This window comes from Streptomyces sp. NPDC050732 (assembly GCF_040654255.1).
Classification (GTDB): domain Bacteria; phylum Actinomycetota; class Actinomycetes; order Streptomycetales; family Streptomycetaceae; genus Streptomyces.
Genome location: NZ_JBFAHP010000037.1, coordinates 1 through 16,207 on the forward strand (window position 1 = coordinate 1; position 16,207 = coordinate 16,207).

At 72.6% G+C, this 16,207-nt stretch carries 14 protein-coding genes and 1 pseudogene; 3 read left to right on the forward strand and 12 right to left on the reverse strand.

Annotation, left to right across the window (positions count from 1 at the left end; genetic code table 11):
* Positions 1–48: 48 nt before the first annotated feature.
* Together AB0H82_RS28875 and AB0H82_RS28880 are read right to left on the reverse strand one after the other, a co-directional pair.
* Entirely contained in the window at positions 49–1,389 is a 1,341-nt protein-coding gene (locus AB0H82_RS28875) for an NAD(P)/FAD-dependent oxidoreductase (protein ID WP_362997800.1), read from the reverse strand.
* 191 nt (positions 1,390–1,580) lie between these two features.
* Complete coding sequence (locus AB0H82_RS28880; protein ID WP_362997802.1) at positions 1,581–1,976, reverse strand: glyoxalase superfamily protein; 396 nt, start codon at positions 1,974–1,976, stop codon at positions 1,581–1,583.
* A gap of 83 nt (positions 1,977–2,059) precedes the next feature.
* On the opposite strand from AB0H82_RS28880, the gene AB0H82_RS28885 reads away from it, so the two are divergent.
* A complete protein-coding gene (locus AB0H82_RS28885) occupies positions 2,060–2,611 on the forward strand; it encodes a GNAT family N-acetyltransferase (protein WP_362997804.1) in 552 nt (183 codons plus the stop codon).
* A 21-nt stretch (positions 2,612–2,632) separates the two neighbouring features.
* Here AB0H82_RS28885 and AB0H82_RS28890 read toward each other — a convergent pair whose 3' ends face one another.
* From AB0H82_RS28890 to AB0H82_RS28900, 3 genes are all read right to left on the reverse strand, one after another.
* On the reverse strand, positions 2,633–3,316 hold the full coding sequence (locus AB0H82_RS28890; protein ID WP_362997806.1) for a glycerophosphodiester phosphodiesterase family protein: 684 nt from the start codon (positions 3,314–3,316) through the stop codon (positions 2,633–2,635).
* 367 nt (positions 3,317–3,683) lie between these two features.
* Positions 3,684–4,223, reverse strand: a complete 540-nt coding sequence (locus AB0H82_RS28895; RefSeq protein ID WP_362997944.1) for a PadR family transcriptional regulator — start codon at positions 4,221–4,223, stop codon at positions 3,684–3,686.
* A 286-nt stretch (positions 4,224–4,509) separates the two neighbouring features.
* Positions 4,510–6,060 carry a phosphatase PAP2 family protein gene (locus tag AB0H82_RS28900; protein WP_362997808.1) on the reverse strand — a complete coding sequence of 517 codons (1,551 nt, stop codon included), beginning with the start codon at positions 6,058–6,060 and terminating at the stop codon, positions 4,510–4,512.
* Between the two features lie 96 nt (positions 6,061–6,156).
* Here AB0H82_RS28900 and AB0H82_RS28905 point away from each other — a divergent pair, with 96 nt between their 5' ends.
* Positions 6,157–6,351: a DUF488 family protein gene (locus AB0H82_RS28905; protein ID WP_362997810.1), complete on the forward strand. Its 195-nt coding sequence runs from the start codon at positions 6,157–6,159 to the stop codon at positions 6,349–6,351.
* 15 nt (positions 6,352–6,366) lie between these two features.
* Here the strand turns inward: AB0H82_RS28905 and AB0H82_RS28910 are convergent, their stop codons facing one another.
* The 7 genes from AB0H82_RS28910 to AB0H82_RS28940 form a co-directional block, all read right to left on the reverse strand.
* On the reverse strand, positions 6,367–7,818 hold the full coding sequence (locus tag AB0H82_RS28910; RefSeq protein WP_362997812.1) for a UbiD family decarboxylase: 1,452 nt from the start codon (positions 7,816–7,818) through the stop codon (positions 6,367–6,369).
* Between the two features lies 1 nt (position 7,819).
* Positions 7,820–8,563, reverse strand: a complete 744-nt coding sequence (locus tag AB0H82_RS28915) for a hypothetical protein (protein ID WP_362997814.1) — start codon at positions 8,561–8,563, stop codon at positions 7,820–7,822.
* Positions 8,564–8,651: 88 nt separating this feature from the next.
* The gene (locus AB0H82_RS28920; RefSeq protein ID WP_362997815.1) at positions 8,652–9,584 is read right to left on the reverse strand and encodes an amidohydrolase family protein; all 933 of its coding nucleotides are present in this window, start codon (positions 9,582–9,584) and stop codon (positions 8,652–8,654) included.
* A 77-nt stretch (positions 9,585–9,661) separates the two neighbouring features.
* A complete protein-coding gene (locus AB0H82_RS28925; RefSeq protein WP_362997817.1) occupies positions 9,662–11,932 on the reverse strand; it encodes a molybdopterin cofactor-binding domain-containing protein in 2,271 nt (756 codons plus the stop codon).
* 44 nt (positions 11,933–11,976) lie between these two features.
* Positions 11,977–12,696 carry a GntR family transcriptional regulator gene (locus AB0H82_RS28930; protein ID WP_362997819.1) on the reverse strand — a complete coding sequence of 240 codons (720 nt, stop codon included), beginning with the start codon at positions 12,694–12,696 and terminating at the stop codon, positions 11,977–11,979.
* Positions 12,697–12,710: 14 nt separating this feature from the next.
* Complete coding sequence (locus tag AB0H82_RS28935; protein ID WP_362997820.1) at positions 12,711–14,162, reverse strand: nucleobase:cation symporter-2 family protein; 1,452 nt, start codon at positions 14,160–14,162, stop codon at positions 12,711–12,713.
* Positions 14,163–14,279: 117 nt separating this feature from the next.
* Entirely contained in the window at positions 14,280–15,695 is a 1,416-nt protein-coding gene (locus AB0H82_RS28940; protein WP_362997822.1) for an amidohydrolase, read from the reverse strand.
* Between the two features lie 203 nt (positions 15,696–15,898).
* Here AB0H82_RS28940 and AB0H82_RS28945 point away from each other — a divergent pair.
* Positions 15,899–16,174, forward strand: a pseudogene (locus AB0H82_RS28945) (SDR family oxidoreductase); the annotation flags it as partial.
* Positions 16,175–16,207 lie beyond the last annotated feature (33 nt).

Sequence of the window (16,207 nt, forward strand, 5' to 3'; positions counted from 1 at the left end):
GACAGGCTCTCAGAGCCTGTCTTTGAACCCCAGCCGGTGCCGACGGGCTCAGGCCACCCTCTTGCTGATCTCCTCCGGCGTCAGATACGCGTCGGTCATCTCGAAGTCCTTGAGGGTGGCGGGGCGCTGGGCCTGGAAACCGGTGCGTACGTAGTCGTCGCCCGCGAGCGCGTTGAGCCCCCAGTTGGCGGCCGTGCGGAAGCGGGCGGTCACGGTGCGCAGGGCGCCCAGGTGATAGCCGCGCGCCACGACCTGGGCCGGCAGCCCCGACAGCTGCACGCCCAGCGGCTTCGACACCGCCTGGATGCCGCCGAGGTCGACGACCAGACCCATGTCCTTGTGCCGGTAGTCGGTGAGCGGGAAGCCGCGCAGCGCCGCGAGGACGTTCTTCGCCGCGGCCCAGCCCTGGCGCATGGCGTGCTGCGCCGTCGGCGGGCAGATCGCGTCGCCGCCCTTGGTCACGTCCGGCACGGCCGCCGCGTCGCCGAGCGCGAAGACGCCGTCGAGCCCGGGGACCGTCAGATCGGCCCTGACGACCAGCCGGCCCTTGTTGGTGTCCGCGCCGAGCGTCGCGATGAGGGGGCTCGGCGCCACTCCCGCGGTCCAGATCAGCGTGCGGCACGGCAGGACACGGTCGTCGGTGAGCGTGACGGTGTCCTCGGTCGCCTTCGCCACGGACACGCCGAGCGAGACGTTCACGCCCCGGCGCTGGAGGATCTCCATCGCCTTGTCGCCGAGCCGCTCGCCCAGCTCGGGCATCAGCTTCGGCGCGACGTCCACCACGTGCCACTTGATCTGCGAGACATCAAGGCCCGGATAGCGCTTGACGGCCGCGCACGTCAGCCGCTGGAGGTACGCGGCGGTCTCCACGCCCGCGTAGCCGCCGCCGACCACCACGAACTGCAGCCGCTGCTCGCGCTCCTCACGGCTCGTGCTCGCCGCCGCCAGGTCCAGCTGGGAGATGACGTGGTCGCGGATCCAGGCGGCCTCCGCGAGCGTCTTGACGCCCACCGCGTGCTTGTCGACGCCGGGGATGTCGAACTGCCGCGTGACGCTGCCGGGGGTCAGGACCAGGTAGTCGTAGCGCTCCACGACCTCCTCGCCGTTGATCTTCCGTACGACCACGGACTTGGACTTGGGATCGATGCCGATGGCGCCGCCGGGCACGATCCTGGTGCGGCGCAGCATCCGGCGCAGCGGCACCGCGACCGACTGCGGAGTGAGGACTCCGGAGGCGACGTGCGGCAGCAGAGGCAGATACAGCTGGTGGTCCATTGGGCTGATCAGCCGCAGCTCCGCCTCATGCGGCGAGAGCTTCTTCTCCAGCTTGTGAGCGCACTCCATGCCGGCGAAACCGCCGCCGACGATGAGGATCCGGGGAGCTGCCATGTGATGTCTCTCCTGGGCTGTTGGAGATCGACTTCAGGGCTGTCGGGCCTGTCGGGTTCTGGCCCTTCGGGCCTGTCAGGGCTGTGGAAGATCTTCTGCGGACCGTACCCGTGGCCATGTACCCCTGCATCCCGGATGGATTGCTCGTGTGACGTGCTTCACATCTGCGGTCCGTCCTGGTCGACGTCCGGTCACTCGATCCCGGGGCGGTAGCGCAGCGGGTGGTCGCGCGGGACCTCGACGAGGACGATCCGGACGCCGTCCGGGTCCGCGATCCACATCTCGATCAGGCCCCACGGCTCCTGGACCGGCGGGCGCAGCACCTCGACGCCGCGCTCCGCCAGCTCCGCGTGCGCCGCCCGGACGTCCGCCACCTGGAGCCACAGCTGCATCCCGGGGGCGGGCGGGGCGTCGGAGCGGCCGGAGAGTTCCAGGAAGCCGCCGCCGAGGAAGTAGACGGTGCCGCGCTCGGGCCCCGTGCCGAACTCCCGGTGGACGGCGAGTCCCAGCGCCTCGCCGTAGAAGGCACGGGAGCGCTCCGGATCCGTGGGGCGCAGCAGCGTCCTGCCGCTCAGTACGTGCACCATGCGGCCGCACCCTAGCTGCCTGCGCCGGGGGTTAGGCTCGGCGGCGTCCCGTATCGCGCCACGAATCTCGGAGAGTCAGCTCCATGGACACCGCCCCGCGCCCCACTTCCGGTGAACTCACCTACCGCGACGCCGGCACCGCCGACGTCGACGCGCTCGTCGCGCTGATCGAGTCGGCGTACCGAGGGGACGCGAGCAGGGCCGGGTGGACCACCGAGGCGGACCTCCTGGAGGGGCAGCGCACCGACCCGCAGGGCGTCGTCGAGGTCATCGAGTCGCCCACGAGCCGGCTGCTCGCCGTCGAGCGGGACGGCGTACTCGTCGCCTGCTGCCAGCTCGCCCACCGCGGTGACCACGCCTACTTCGGAATGTTCGCCGTGAGCCCGGCGCTGCAGGGCGCGGGCCTCGGCAAGGAGATCATCGCCGAGGCCGAGCGGGCGGCGCGCGAGACGTGGGGCGTCCGTGAGATGCACATGACCGTGATATCCGCCCGCGAGGACCTCATCGCCTGGTACGAGCGGCGCGGCTACCGCCGTACGGGAAAGATGACCCCCTTCCCGTACGGCGACGAGCGCTTCGGCATTCCGCAACGCGACGATCTGCAGTTCGAACTGCTGGTCAAGGACCTTGCCTGAGGCCCCGCCGGGGGATGACGCCTAGGCCGTGAAGCGGCCCGTCCGCTTGATCTCGGGGTAGTCGGTGGTCGCTCCGTCCAGCTGCAGCGCCCGTACGAGGCGCAGATCGTCCTGCGTGTTCACGACCCAGCCGATGATCCGCAGGTCGGCCTTCCTGGCGTGCTCGACGATCTCCAGGGTCAGGCGCCGGATGTTGAGGATGAGCGTGGTGGCGCCGACGGCGGTGGCGCGCTGCACGACGTCGGTGCCGTAGCGGCTGGCGACGAGCGCGGTGCGCACCCCGGGGACAAGGCGCGCGATCTCGGCGATCGCCTCGTCGTGGAAGGAGATCACCTCCACCCGGGCGACCAGGTCGCGGCGGTGCATGACCTCGGCGAGGGCGCGCGCGGCGGCGACGTCCTTGATCTCGGCCTGCAGCGGCGCCTTCACCGCGTCGAGGACCTCTTCGAAGACGGGGACGCGCTCGCCGCGGCCGGCGTCGAGCTCGCGCAGTTCGGCCAGGGTCTTCTCGGCGATCGGCCCCTTGCCGTCGGTCGTACGGGCCACGTCGGCGTCGTGCATGACGACGAGGGCGCCGTCCTTGCTCAGATGCAGATCGAGCTCGATGAGATCGAGGCCCGCCGCCTGTGCGGCGACGAACGAACGGAGGGTGTTCTCGGGTTCGACACCCATGACCCCGCGGTGACCGATGGTGAGGAAGTTCAAGATCCACTCGCTTCCGTCGACGGAGGCTCGGCGACCGCGCGGCGAGGACGGATGAAGCCGTGCGGCAATGTCGCAGCCTAATGGCCCGCTCCGGCGTGGGAACCGGGTGGACGCGAGTGAGTGGAGCTGTCCGCTCTGGTTCCCGAGATGCCGAGCAGGAGCCCGGTGATCAGGGCGGCGACAAGGACGGCGCGGGTGCTCACGGGTACGCGGCTCCGTACGGCGGGGGGCGGTTGGCCCGTCCGTCCTACCGCCGGGAGCGCCGCCGGGGCGAGTCGCTTCACCCGGGCGTGGGCGAGTCCTCCACGCGTTGACCGGCGCCCTTCCGCGGTCGGCCCGTCGAGCCCGTCCCGGCCCGTCGCCGTGGTCAATTCGCTGAAGTCGTCCTCGCGTCCAGCTCGTCGAGGTCGCCGAGCATCGCCTGCGCCAGCTCGACCTCCGACTCCAGGCGCCGCTCGCTCCACCGCAGCGCGACCTGGGGGTGCGACCACGCCGGCGCGCCGTCCGCCCGCGCGAGCGCGGCCCTGACCTCCCGCAACTCGTCCTCGGTCCGCGCGATGTGCTCGGCGACCAGCGCCCGCAACTGCTCCGGTGCGGTGAGGTGGCCGAGCCAGATCCGCAGCAGCAGCGGGTGCTTGAGGACGGGCGGGCCCACGTCCTGGCCGCCGCCCGCCCAGGCGGCCAGCGCGGCACGGCCCTCGTCGGTGATGGCGTACGCGCGCTTGGTGCGGGGCGCCTCCGGCCCCGAGCGCCGTGACGTGGCGTACCCGAGCCCTTCGAGGCGGCGCAGCTCGGCGTAGATCTGACTGATGGCGGGCGACCAGTAGAAGAAGCGGAGCGAGGCGTCGGCCCACTTCTTGAGCTCGTACCCGGTCCGCTCCCCGGGGAAGGAGAGCAGCCCGAGCACGGCCCACGCGGTCGGCGGCAGCCCGCCGCTGTCGGGGGTTCCGGTGGCGTCGGCGGCCACCTGCTGCTGCGAGGTCGTTCGACGGGCTGCCATACGCCGCATTGAAGTGAACGGCCCGCTCCCCGCGCAAGGGTGTGCTCGATTCGCTCACCGCCACCACCGGAACAGGGGCGCCCGCGAGGTTCGCGGCGTCGCGGGCCGGCGCGTCACGGCGCGGCTCTCGCTACAGCATCAACAGCTCTTCCCTGTCGGGTAGTTGCCGGTCCGAGGGCGAGAGCGGCAGCGGTCAGGCCGGGTCGCGGCGCGGGCGGTGGCTCGCTGCCCGCGTCATGGTGCGGGCCCGCTGCGCGATCTCGTCCAGGCGTGCGGCCGGGCTGTAGACCGTCAGGGCGGCGTGCCGCTTGTCGAGGTGCAGGGAGTCCGGCGCGGGCGCGGTCTCGCCGTCGTACGCGAGGGTGGCCACGTCCTCCAGGCCGCTGAGCCTCAGCTGTTCGGCACGCTCGGCACGGAACACCCGGGAGCGCCGCAGCGCGCCGCCCAGGGCGGAGAGGGCGACGCGGGTGCGGGCCAGCGGCGCCCCGGCGTCGACGGTGCGGATGTCGAGCAGGCCGTCGTCCATGCGGGGCCGGTGCGTGGGCGCGAGACCGTCCGGCACGTACTGACCGTTGCCCGCGAAGAGCAGCCACAGCACGCGGTCGTGGCCGTCGAGCCGGATCCGCAGGGGCGTCGCCGTCCGCAGCACCTCCACGACCGACCACGCCGCGGCGGGCCACTTGCCGATGCGGCCCTCCAACTTCTCCCGCCTGCGCACCATTTCCGGGTAGAGGCCGATGCTGAAGGTGTTGACGAAACCGGTCACGTCCGCGCCCTCGCCGTCCCGCACCCGTGCCAGGTCGACGCGGACGGCCTCGCCCCGCAGCACGGCGTGCGCGGTGTCCTCGAAGGTGGGCACGCCCACGTCCAGGGCGAAGTGGTTGAGGGTGCCCCCGGGGAACACCGCCAGCGGGAGCCCGGCGTCCGCGGCCCGCCGGGCGACGGCGTTCACCGTGCCGTCGCCGCCGCAGACGCCGAGCACACCGGCCGACCCGCTCGCCCGCGCCACCGCCTCGTCCAGGACCTCACGGAGGTCGTCCGCCGGGCCGCACGCCACGATCTCGGCCTTCGGCAGCAGCAGCTCCAGGTGTTCGCGTGCGGGCAGCCGGCCCGGCACGCCCTTTCCGGAACCGGAGTTGAGGACCACGACAAGGCCCTCGCCCTCCGGCAGGGCGGGCACCCGCACCCGGGTCCGCCGCTGCCGCTCGGGCGAGGGGCGCGGCGGCCACCAGTAGCAGGTGACCGCGGCGGCGGCCGCCCCCAGCGCGCAGCCCGCGAGCACGTCGCCGGGATAGTGGACCCCCACGTACACCCGGGAGAAGGCCACGGCCGCCGCGACCGGCGCGATCAGCGCGCCGTACCGGGGCGCCTCCAGGGCCACCCCCACGGCGAACGCCGCCGCCGAAGCGGAGTGCCCGGACGGGAACGACGACGTCCACGGAGACTTCGACAGGCGCCGTACCACGGGGACCGCGTCCAGGCCGGGGCGGCGCCGGCGCACGGCGTACTTGGCCGCCACGTTCGTCGTCAGCGAGGCCAGCGCGAGGGAACCCACCCCGCGCCGCGCGGCACGCCGGGCCGCGGGGCCGCCGACCGCCGCGAGGGCCGCCGCCGAACCGAACCACAGCCGCCCGTGGTCGGCCGCGGCGCTGAGCGGCGGCAGCACCTGGTCGGCGCCGGGCAGCCGCGCCGAAGCCACCCGTTCGAACCACCGCCGGTCGATGCTGCCGATCCGTCGCCTCATGGCCTCACTGGAACAGGGCGCGGGGGCCACGGCCCGCGCTGGTCGCCCGAACGGGTCACGCGCGCGGTCCGCGCCCGGCGGCAGCACGATGTCGACATGATGACGACCCGCCCTCTCGACGCACGGGTCAAGCGGATCCACGACACTGTGGAGCGGGACGACGGCGCCCGTGCCCTCGTCGACCGGCTGCGCGCCGTCGCGCGCGCGGGGCGGCTGGCCCTGCTCACGGCGGCCAAGGACCTGCCGCACGGACATGCGCGGGTCCTGGTCGACGTACTGAAGTCACCGTGAGCCGGTGCGGAGACCTCAGCCGCGTGGCCCGTCCCCGTCGAGCAGGCGTCGCGCGGTCTCCATGCGCCTCGGCTCTACACGGATGCGTACGCCGTGGAAGTCCGCGCCGCGCGTCGCGTCGAGGGCCATGCGGGACGTGGTGCCGTCCGTGGTCGACGACGGGTCGAGGGGGCTGCCGGGGAGGCCGTCGACGACGAACAGGTCGCGGTGCGGCTGCAGATGGGCGGCCATCGCCCACAGCACGTCCGTGTCACGGGTGACGTCCACGTCCTCGTCGACCGCGACGACGGTCTTCAGATACGGGTCCCAGCCGAGCAGCGCGAGCATGACCTGCCGCGCCTGGCCGGGGCGGGCCTGGCGGAGGGCGACGTACGCGTGGAAGTGCGTCCCGGACGTGGGGTAGTGCAGGGCGGTGACCTCGGGAAAGCGGCGGCGGAGCTGGTCGGCCATCTCCGCCTCGCGGGGCAGCCGGGCGAGGTTGAGGTGCTCGGCCGTGTTGCCGCCGACGACATCGAGGAGGAGGGCGTCACGGCGGCGCAGGACCGTCTCCACGGTGAGGACGTTGTTGGTGGAACGGTCGGAGGAATAGCCGGAGAACTCCCCGAACGGCCCTTCCGCGGCCCGCCGTCCCGGATCAATGAACCCTTCCAGGACGATCTCGGCCCCGGCCGGCACCCGGATGCCGCGGCGCGGGGTCCGCACGACGTCGAGGGGAGCGCCGAACAGGCCGCCCGCGATGGTGCGTTCGTCGACGTCGGGGCCGACCCGGGCCGACGCGGCGAGCAGGAACAGCGGATGCGCGCCGATCACCATCGCCACCGGAAGCACCTCGCCCCGCTCCTCGGCGAGCCGCAGGAGCTGCCACAGATGGCCGCGCGAGTGCAGGCTCGTGGCGAGTTCGGTGCGGGAGTGGACCATGGAGCGGTGGTAGCTGAGGTTGCCCGCGCGGCCGGGTGTGCCGGGTGTGCCGTGTGTGCCGTGTGTGCCGGGTGTGTCGGGCGGTGCCTCCGCCGTGATGATGCCGTTGGTGATGTACGGGGCGCGGTCGGAGGCGAAGTGCCGGATCAGCGGCAGCGTGCCGAGGTCCACCGCGTCGCCCTCCTCGACCACCTCCAGGACAGGACCGTCGTCGACCACGCGCGGCTCCCAGCGGCGCGCGGCGGCCGCCTGGTAGGCGCGGTGCAGGCCCGCGCGGTCCGTACCGAGCAGCCGGGCGATGCGGTCCCGCGACGCGAAGACATTGGTGATCAGCGTCGTGCCGAGCCCCGCGACCCGCGGGCACATAAGGAGGTCGGCACGGCCCCGCCCGGCGAGCTCCATGACCAGCGCGGCCACGTCCTCGCCCTCGATCTCCTGCGTCACGGTCAGTACGTCGGCGGCCTGCCCCGGGCCGTGGGCGCGCAGGAACGCGCGCAGATCCTGCGCACTCGTGTACGCGGTCTCCGTGGTCGCCTCAGTGGATGTCACCTCAGTGTGTGTCACAGCACACTCCCGTGTGGGCGCCGGAGGTGAACAGCCGACCCCAGACAGGCGAGTCGACATGCAGTCCCAGGAGCTCCAGGCCCGTGTGCACCGCGACCCGCGCCCCGTCGAACACGGGCTTGCCGAGCTCCCGCTCCACGAGCGCCGCCACCGGCGCCACCGGCAGCTCCGTGCCCGCCACCACCAGACACCGCGCGTCGTCGGAGCCCGCGTCGAGCAGCAGCCGCCGCAGCCGCGCCACCGGCAGCTCCGCCGCCTCCCGGGGCGTCCCCAGGCCGAGCGCGGTGACCGAGGTGACGCGCAGCCCCGCGGCGACGTACGTGTCGGCGACGCGCCCTGCGCTCTCCCGCGATCCCGCGGCCACCAGGGCCAGGGAGGGCAGGGCGTGGCGGGCCAGGAGGTCGAGCTGGCCGAGCGTGACCGTGGAGACCGGCACGCCCGCCGTGGCCTCGATCGTGCGGGCGACGGCCCGGGCGTGCGCCAGGCCGTGCAGCCCGCACGAGCCGCCGTTCCACACGACGGCGTCCGCGCCCGCCTGCGCCAACTGGGCGGCGCCGCGCGCAAGTTCGGCGGCCTGGGCGCCCGCGATCGCGGGACCGCACAGCTGCTCGGGCAGTGCGGCCCGCGCCGTGGGGTGTGCGGCTTCCACCGAGAGGGGTGCGCAGATCTGCGCCGCCCAGCGGTCGGCGCCGAGTGAGGTGGAGGGGAGGAGGTGGCCGATGCGCCGCATGGGGAGCTCCGTTTCTCGTCGCCGCGAACACGGGCAGAGGGCAGGGCGGGCCGCCCCCGGTCTCCCGAGGGCGGCCCCGAGGACGCGGTTACGGCCCCGACAGCGTGGCCGGCGAGGAGGCGTACGTGTCCTTCAGGCGCAGCTGCGCCTCCACCCGGTCGCGCGGCGGGGGAGTGGGCTTCAGGCCGAGCAGCTTGGCCATGTTGTTCCCGAGGTAGCCCTCCAGGTCGTCCTCGGACAGGTGCATGCCCTGCGGCGGCGGGCCGCACAGCACCTCCAACTCCCGCGCCCACATGCCCGGTTCGTTGGGCGGCGAGTCCGTGCCGAACACCAGCTGGTGGCGCTCCATCTGCTGGGCGAACTCCACGATCCGCGACTGCAGCAGCCAGCCCGACTCCCCGTACACGTTGGGCGAGTCGAGGATCATGTACAGCGCCTCGAAGCAGTACACCCCGCCCGTCTGCACCCCGAAGTGCGCCAGGATGAAGTTGACGTCCTTGAACTCCCGGATGATCGGGTAGAACTGCGTCGGAATGGAGTAGGGCCCGTCCCCGGTGTGGATCAGGACGACGAGCCCCAGCTCGTCGCAGACCCGCAGCACGGGGCGGAGCCAGTCCAGAGCCCGGTCCGGACGGTAGGCGTGCATGTTGGCATGCAGCTTCACCATCTTGTAGCCGTACTCCTTGACGTGGAACTCCAGCTCCTTCGCGCCGTTCTCGGGGCCGAAGCGCGGGTTGTACATGAAGTTCCCGATGAAGCGGTCCGGGTGCCGCTGGACCAGTTCGGTGATGTACGCCATGTAGTCGCGGATGCCCTCGCGGCCGGTACGCATCCCGTCCTGCCAGACGCTGTTGCCGGGCGGCGGCATGATGCAGCCGTAGTCGATGCGGCGCGGCTTGCCGTTGATCATGTACGGGCCGTCCATCATCTCGATGGTGCGCTCGCCCGTGAACGGGGAACCGTCGTGCCGCCACGCCTGGTCCACGACGTTCGTGGGATGCATGTGGGTGTCGATGATCAAGGTGCTCGTTCCTTCCCGGCTGGTACCGACCGTGTGTCTGCTGGTGGACCGTTTGGGGACCCGGGGCAGGGCCCGCCTCACCTCCCTTCCGTGTCGTGGGGACCCTGGGGGCCGCCGTCGGTGGGCCCGAGCCCGGTGATGTCCTCGGGGCGCACCGGCACCCTGGTCAGGTCCAGGCCCGTCGCGTCGCGCAGCGCGTTGACGATCGCGGGCGTCGACGACAGGGTCGGCGGCTCGCCCACGCCGTTCAGGCCGTACGGCGCGTCCGGGTGCGGGAGTTCGAGCAGGTCGATGGGGACGGGCGGCATGTCCGCGATGGTGGGGATCAGGTAGTCGGTGAAGGACGGATTGCGCACCCGCCCGCCGGAGACCCGCAGCTCCTCCATGAGGGCGAGGCCCAGGCCCTGCGCGCTGCCGCCCTCGATCTGCCCCTCCACCGCCAGGGGATTCATCGCTTTGCCGACATCCTGCGCGGTGGCCAGCTCCACCACCTTCACCAGGCCGAGGTCGGTGTCGACATCGACGACCGCCCGGTGTGCCGCGAACGCGAAGGCGATGTGCGCGTCGCCCTGTCCACGCTCGGGATCGACGGGGTACGTGCGGCGGTGCGCGAACTCGTACTCCGCCTCCAACGGGCCGTGCTCGGTCAGGAGTTCGGGGAGCGGCCGGTCGCCGAGACCGGCGAGCCGCTCCCGCAGCTCCTTGCACGCGCCCTGGACCGCGCCCCCGCTCATCCAGGTGATCCGCGACGCGGACGCCGAGCCCGCGTCGCCGGCCCGGGTGTCCGCGGGGAGGACCACGACCCGGTCCACGCCCAGCTCGGTGCGGACGATCTGCGCCTGGACGGTGACGATGCCCTGCCCGCACTCGGCCGCCGCCGTGCGGATCTCGGCGACGGGTTCGCCGTTCACGAGGGAGAGCCGCACGCGAGCCACCGAGCGGTCGTCGACGCCACCGGAGAAGCCGATCGCCTTGACCCCGATCGCGTAACCGACACCACGCCTGACGCCCTCGCCGTGCGAGGTGTTGTTGAGGCCGCCGGGGAGGCCGAAGGGACCCTCGGCGGCGGCCGGGAGCGGGCGGGCGCGGAGCCTCTCCAGAAGTTCCGCGGCGGGCGCGGGCCCGTCCACCGCCTGCCCGGTCGGCAGTACGGTCCCGGTCCGCATGGCGTTGCGTACGCGTAACTCGACCGGGTCAAGGGCCAGTTCGCGTGCCAGCTTGTCGAGGTTGGACTCCACGCCGTAGCAGGACTGGACGGCCCCGAAGCCGCGCATCGCCCCGCAGGGAGGGTTGTTCGTGAAGACGGAGTAGCCGTCGATCTCCACGTGCGGCACGTCGTAGGCGCCCGCGGCGAAGTACGAACCGTTCGCGATGACGACCTGTGACGTGGAGGTGTACGCCCCGCCGTCGAAGAGCAGCCGCGCCCTGACGAATACGAGCCTGCCCTCGCGCGTGGCACCGTGCTCGAACCACATCCGCGCCGGATGGCGGTGCACGTGCCCGAAGAAGGACTCCTCACGGTGGTAGCTCATCTTCACCGGACGGCCCGTGTGCAGCGCCAGCAGCGCCGCGTGGATCTGCACCGACACGTCCTCGCGCCCGCCGAACGCGCCGCCCACGCCGGACAGCGTGAGCCGCACCTTCCCGGGCGGCAGACCGAGCGCCGCGCACATCTGGCGCCGGTCGTCATGGAGCCACTGCGTGGACACGTACACGTCCACGCCGCCGTCCTCGCCCGGTATCGCGAGCCCCGCCTCCGGGCCGAGGAAAGCCTGGTCCTGCATCCCGACCTCGTACGTCCCCGAGACCATCACGTCCGCCGACCTCCGCGCGGCGGACAGGTCCCCGTGCCGGATGCGGACATGGCGTACGACGTTGCCCCGCCCGCCGTCCACACGCCGCTCGTGGACCGGCGGTCCCGTGCCGGCGAGCGCCTGCCGGGGGTCGGTGAGCGCGGGCAGCTCCGCGTATTCCACCTCGATGAGGCGCAGCGCCCGGCGGGCCGTCTCCGGGTGTTCGGCGGCCACCAGGGCGACCGGCTCCCCCTGATGGCGCACGCGGTCCCCGGCGAGCACCGGCTGGTCGGCGACCTTCATCCCGTACAGCCGCCGCCCCGGCACGTCCTCGTGGGTGAGCACCGCCACCACGCCCGGCAGCCGCATCGCCCGGGTGGTGTCCAGGCGCAGGATGCGGGCGTGAGGGTGCGGGCTGCGCAGGGTCGCGCCCCACACCATGCCCTCCCAGCGCAGGTCCGACGCGTAGGCGAAGTCGCCACGGACCTTCAGCCTGCCGTCGGGGCGCCGGACGCTCTCGCCGACGCCGCGACGCACACCGGTGGCGGTGTTCACGGGCAGTCACATCCCTTCGCTGGTACGGGTGATGGGCCGTGCTGCTACGCGATGGGGCGTACCGCCCGGCGGTCCGTGTCCTGCGCCGGGTCCGCCGTCACGGCCTGGGAGAGGCGGGTCCGCAGGCGCCTGATGTGGTCACGGGCGGCCTGCTCGGCGGCGTCCGGGTCGCCCGCCGTCATCGCCTCGAAGATGCGCCGGTGCTCGTCGACCGCGAGCCGCGGGGCCTGCGGGCTGCGCCACAGCGAGTGGAGGGCCAGATGTGCCTTGCCCTGAATGGTGTCGAGGGCGGCGGTCAGATGGTCGTTCCCCGCCGCCTCGCGGATCAGCCGGTGGTACGCCATGTCCATCTCGATGTGCGCCTGCTCGTCGAACTCCGAGGCGACGACGGCCTCGTGGCGCTCCAGGAGGCGGCTCAGCTCGTCCACCGTGGCGGCGTCCAGACGCTCCGTCGCCAGCCGCGCCGCCAGGCCCTCCATCACCTCACGCACGACATAGAGCTGACGCACGTCCTCGATGTCGACCGTGGAGACGACGGCGCCCCGGTGGGCGGCGTGGGTGGCGAGGCCGTCGTGGATGAGCCGCTGCACGGCCTCGCGGACGGGGCTGCGGCTGATGCCCATCTGCACGGCCAGCGCGGGCACCGACAGGGCGTCGCCGGGGCGCAGCCGGCCCGCGAGCACGGCGCTCTTCAGCTCCTCGTACGCGCGCTCCGCCAGCAGGCTGCCCGCCGCCACCGGATTCACCGCCCTCTGCGTGGACATCCCCAACTCCCTTGTCACGAAGCCTCTTTGGCCGGTGTGCCGGACCCGGCCACCTGTTCTTCATGTTGCATGTAATGTTCCGACCGGTCAATGGAGCGTGCGTGCCTCTGTCCCGGCAGCCTCAGGTGGTGGAAGAAGAGGTTGAGCAGCACCGCCGTGAGGGTGCCGAGGATGATGCCGTTCTCGAAGAGTGCATGCAGTTGCCGCCCCGGCATCTGCTCGGCGAACTGCGGGAACGCGGTGGGCAGGAAGCCGACGCCGACACTGGCCGCGACGAGGATGGTGTTGCGCTGGTCCGTCAGGTCTGCCTGGCCGAGTATCTGCACGCCGACCACCGCGATCGTCGAGAACAGCACGATCGTCGCCCCGCCGAGCACGGACGTCGGCATCGACGCCACCACGGCCCCCACCTTCGGCACCAGACCGAGCAGCATCATGATCACGCCGCTCGCCGCGACGATCCAGCGCGACTTCACCCGGGTCAGCTGGATCAGCCCGATGTTCTGCGAATAGACGGTGCTGGGAAAGGAGTTGAGGGCGCCGGCCGCGGCCGTGGCCAGGCCGTCGGCCCGCAGGGCGCGGGTGACGTGCCGGCCCGACACCTCCCGGCCCACGATCCGCCCGACGGCGAAGAACTGTCCGATGGACTCCACCGCGATGATGACCATGACGAGGAAGACGGAGAGCACGGCGACCGCGTCGAGCCGTGGCGCGCCGTAGTGCAGGGGCGCCGCCACGCCAAGCCAGGCGGAGTCCCCGATCCCGGAGAAGTCCGTACGGCCCGCGAGCGCGGCGACCACCGTGCCGATGGCGAGTCCGGCCAGGACGGCGACGGTGGCGAGAAACCCCCGCGAGAGTTTGTTGAAGAGCAGGATCGCGGCCAACGTGACGCCTGCCAGGCCGAGTTGGGAGGGCGAACCGAAGGAGCTGGCCGACGGGTCGCCGCCGCCGACCTGCCGCGCGGCCACCGCGAGCAGGGTGATGCCCACGATCGTGACGATGGTGCCGGTGACCAGCGGCGGGAAGAACCGCACCAGCCTGCTGAAGACGGGCGCGATCACGAACAGCGCGAGCCCGGCGGCGATCACCGCGCCGAACACCGTCGGCAGCCCGGCCTTCGCACCGCCCGCCGCGAGGCCGACGGAGACGAGCGAGGGGACGGCGGTCGTCGACGTGCCCTGGACGACCGGCAGCCGGATGCCGACCCCCGGCAGCCCCACGGACTGCAGCAGGGTGGCGATGCCGCAGGTCAGGAGCGAGGCGTTGACGAGCAGGCCGATGTCGTCGCCCGACAGGCCGATGCCCTCGGCGACGAGCAGCGGCATGACCACGGCCCCGGCGTAGAAGGCGAGGACGTGCTGCAGGCCGTAGACACCGAGCCGCCAGACGGACGGCACGGCCTCGACGGGATCCGGGACCTCTTTCCGGTGCGCTGTGTGGTTCCGGGTTCGCTTCCGGTGCGGCATGTGCGTTCTCCCTCCGCCCTTGGGGCGTGAGCCGACGACCCGACGGGACGTGACGTGTGGCGCACGTACGAGGCCGCGGACGGGCAGCCGGAGAAACTTTGAGGCAAGGGGGACTCTTCAGTGCAGCCACGGTGTGCGCAGACCGCCGAACGACGCCCGCTCCACCAGGTGTTCGGCCCGCTCCTGCGCCTCGGTGAGCAGCGCTTCCTCGTCGACCAGCGGGCAACGGCCGTCCTCGAAGACGACCCGTCCGTCGACGATGGTCATGTCGACGTCCGCGCCGCGCGCCGCGTGGACGAGCGTCGCCACGACGCGGTGCAGCGGGCGCAGATGCGGCCGGCCGAGGCCGACCACGACGAGATCCGCGGGCGCGCCGACGCACAGCGACCCCGCGCCGGCCCAGGGCACCCCCGTGCCGCCCTGCATGGGCCCCGCGCCGACCGCGGCGTACCTGCCGCCCTCGCGCGTCGCCAGCTCCAGGGCTTCCTCGGCCCGCAGCACGGCCGGGTCCAAGGTGTGCTGACGCTGACCGAACACGGCCTGCTTCATCACCTCGAACATGTCCTGCCGGTGGCCGGCGGCGGGCCCGTCCGTGCCGAGCGACACCACGGCCCCGGCCTCCCGCAGCGCCCGCAGCCGCATGACCCCCGAGGCGAGGTACGCGTTGGACGCCGGGTTGTGGGCGACGCCCGCCCCGCGCTCACCCAGCCAGGAGATCTCGTCGTCGTCCAGCCACACGGCGTGCGCGAGCGTCGCCCGCTCGTCGAGCAGCCCCGCGCGTTCGAGCCACTCCACCGGGCGCAGGCCGTACGCCTCCCGGTAGCTCACCGGATCCTTCGCACCTTCGCAACAGTGCGTGTGCCAGCGTGTGTTGAACTCCTCGGCCAGCGCCACCGAGCCGGTGACCAGCTTCTGGTCCACGTAGCTGAGGTTCAGCGGGGCGGGCCACACGCTCACCCTCGAACCCGGTGGACGCCTCGTCAGACAGTCGCGGGTGAGCTCCAGTTCCTCGGCGGTGGAGTGGCGGAACAGCTCCTCGGGCAGGCGCCGCGCCGCCGCCACGGCCGTCCGGTCGCCCAGCATGCCGCGGGCTATCGCGCCGCGCAGACCCGCCGACTCGACCGCGTCGGCCACGGCGAGGACCGTCTCGGCGTCCGTGGGCGCGTAATGGTTGTCGACGACCGTCGTGATGCCCGAGCGCAGGGCCTCCACCGCGCCGAGGGCCGCCGCCACCCGGGCGTCGTCCGGGCCCATGGCGATGGAGTACGGCCACATGAACTCGCACAGCCACGGCCAGATGGGCAGTCCCTCGCCCAGGCCGCGGGCGAGCGACTGGAACAGATGGGTGTGCCCGTCGGTGAAGCCCGGCAGCACCGCCCGGCCCCGGCAGTCCACGGTCCTGGCCGCCCGCCAGGCCGCGTCGACCTCGGCCGCCGGCCCCACGGCCGCGATACGGCCGCCCACGACGGCGACCGACCCCGGCTCGTACACCGCCCGGCGGTCGTCGACGGTGACCACATGGGCGTACGACAACAGGAGATCGCACGGGCGCGGTCGTTGATCGCTGGTGTGTGGCACAGAGCCCCCGGTTGTTCGACGGCATGTTCCATATTGCATGTAACGTATTCCGGCCACCGGGTGTGTCAACCCCCGGCGCAGGGACGGGACTTGGCGTATGTCTGGGGAAGGGGAGTGGATATCGGGGTGAAGCGCAGGGCTTCGAAGCGGTGCCGCACACCGACGTCCTCGTCAACAACGTGATCGCGGGGCCGACGCACACCGGCGGCGGCGTCGAGGACTTCGTCCACGAACTGGTGGACCGGTCCCTGCCCCGGGACGAGGCACAGCGGAAGCTCATGACCGAGCACCGCCCCCAGTCGCTGATCCAGCGGCTCATCGAGCCGGAGGAGATCGCGCACATGGTCGTCTACCTCAGCTCCCCGCCGGCGTCGGCGACGACGGGCGGCGCGGTGCGGGTGGACGGCGGGTATGTGGACTCGATCGTTCCGTAACCGGTGCCGGTGCCGGTGCCGGTGCCGGTGTCG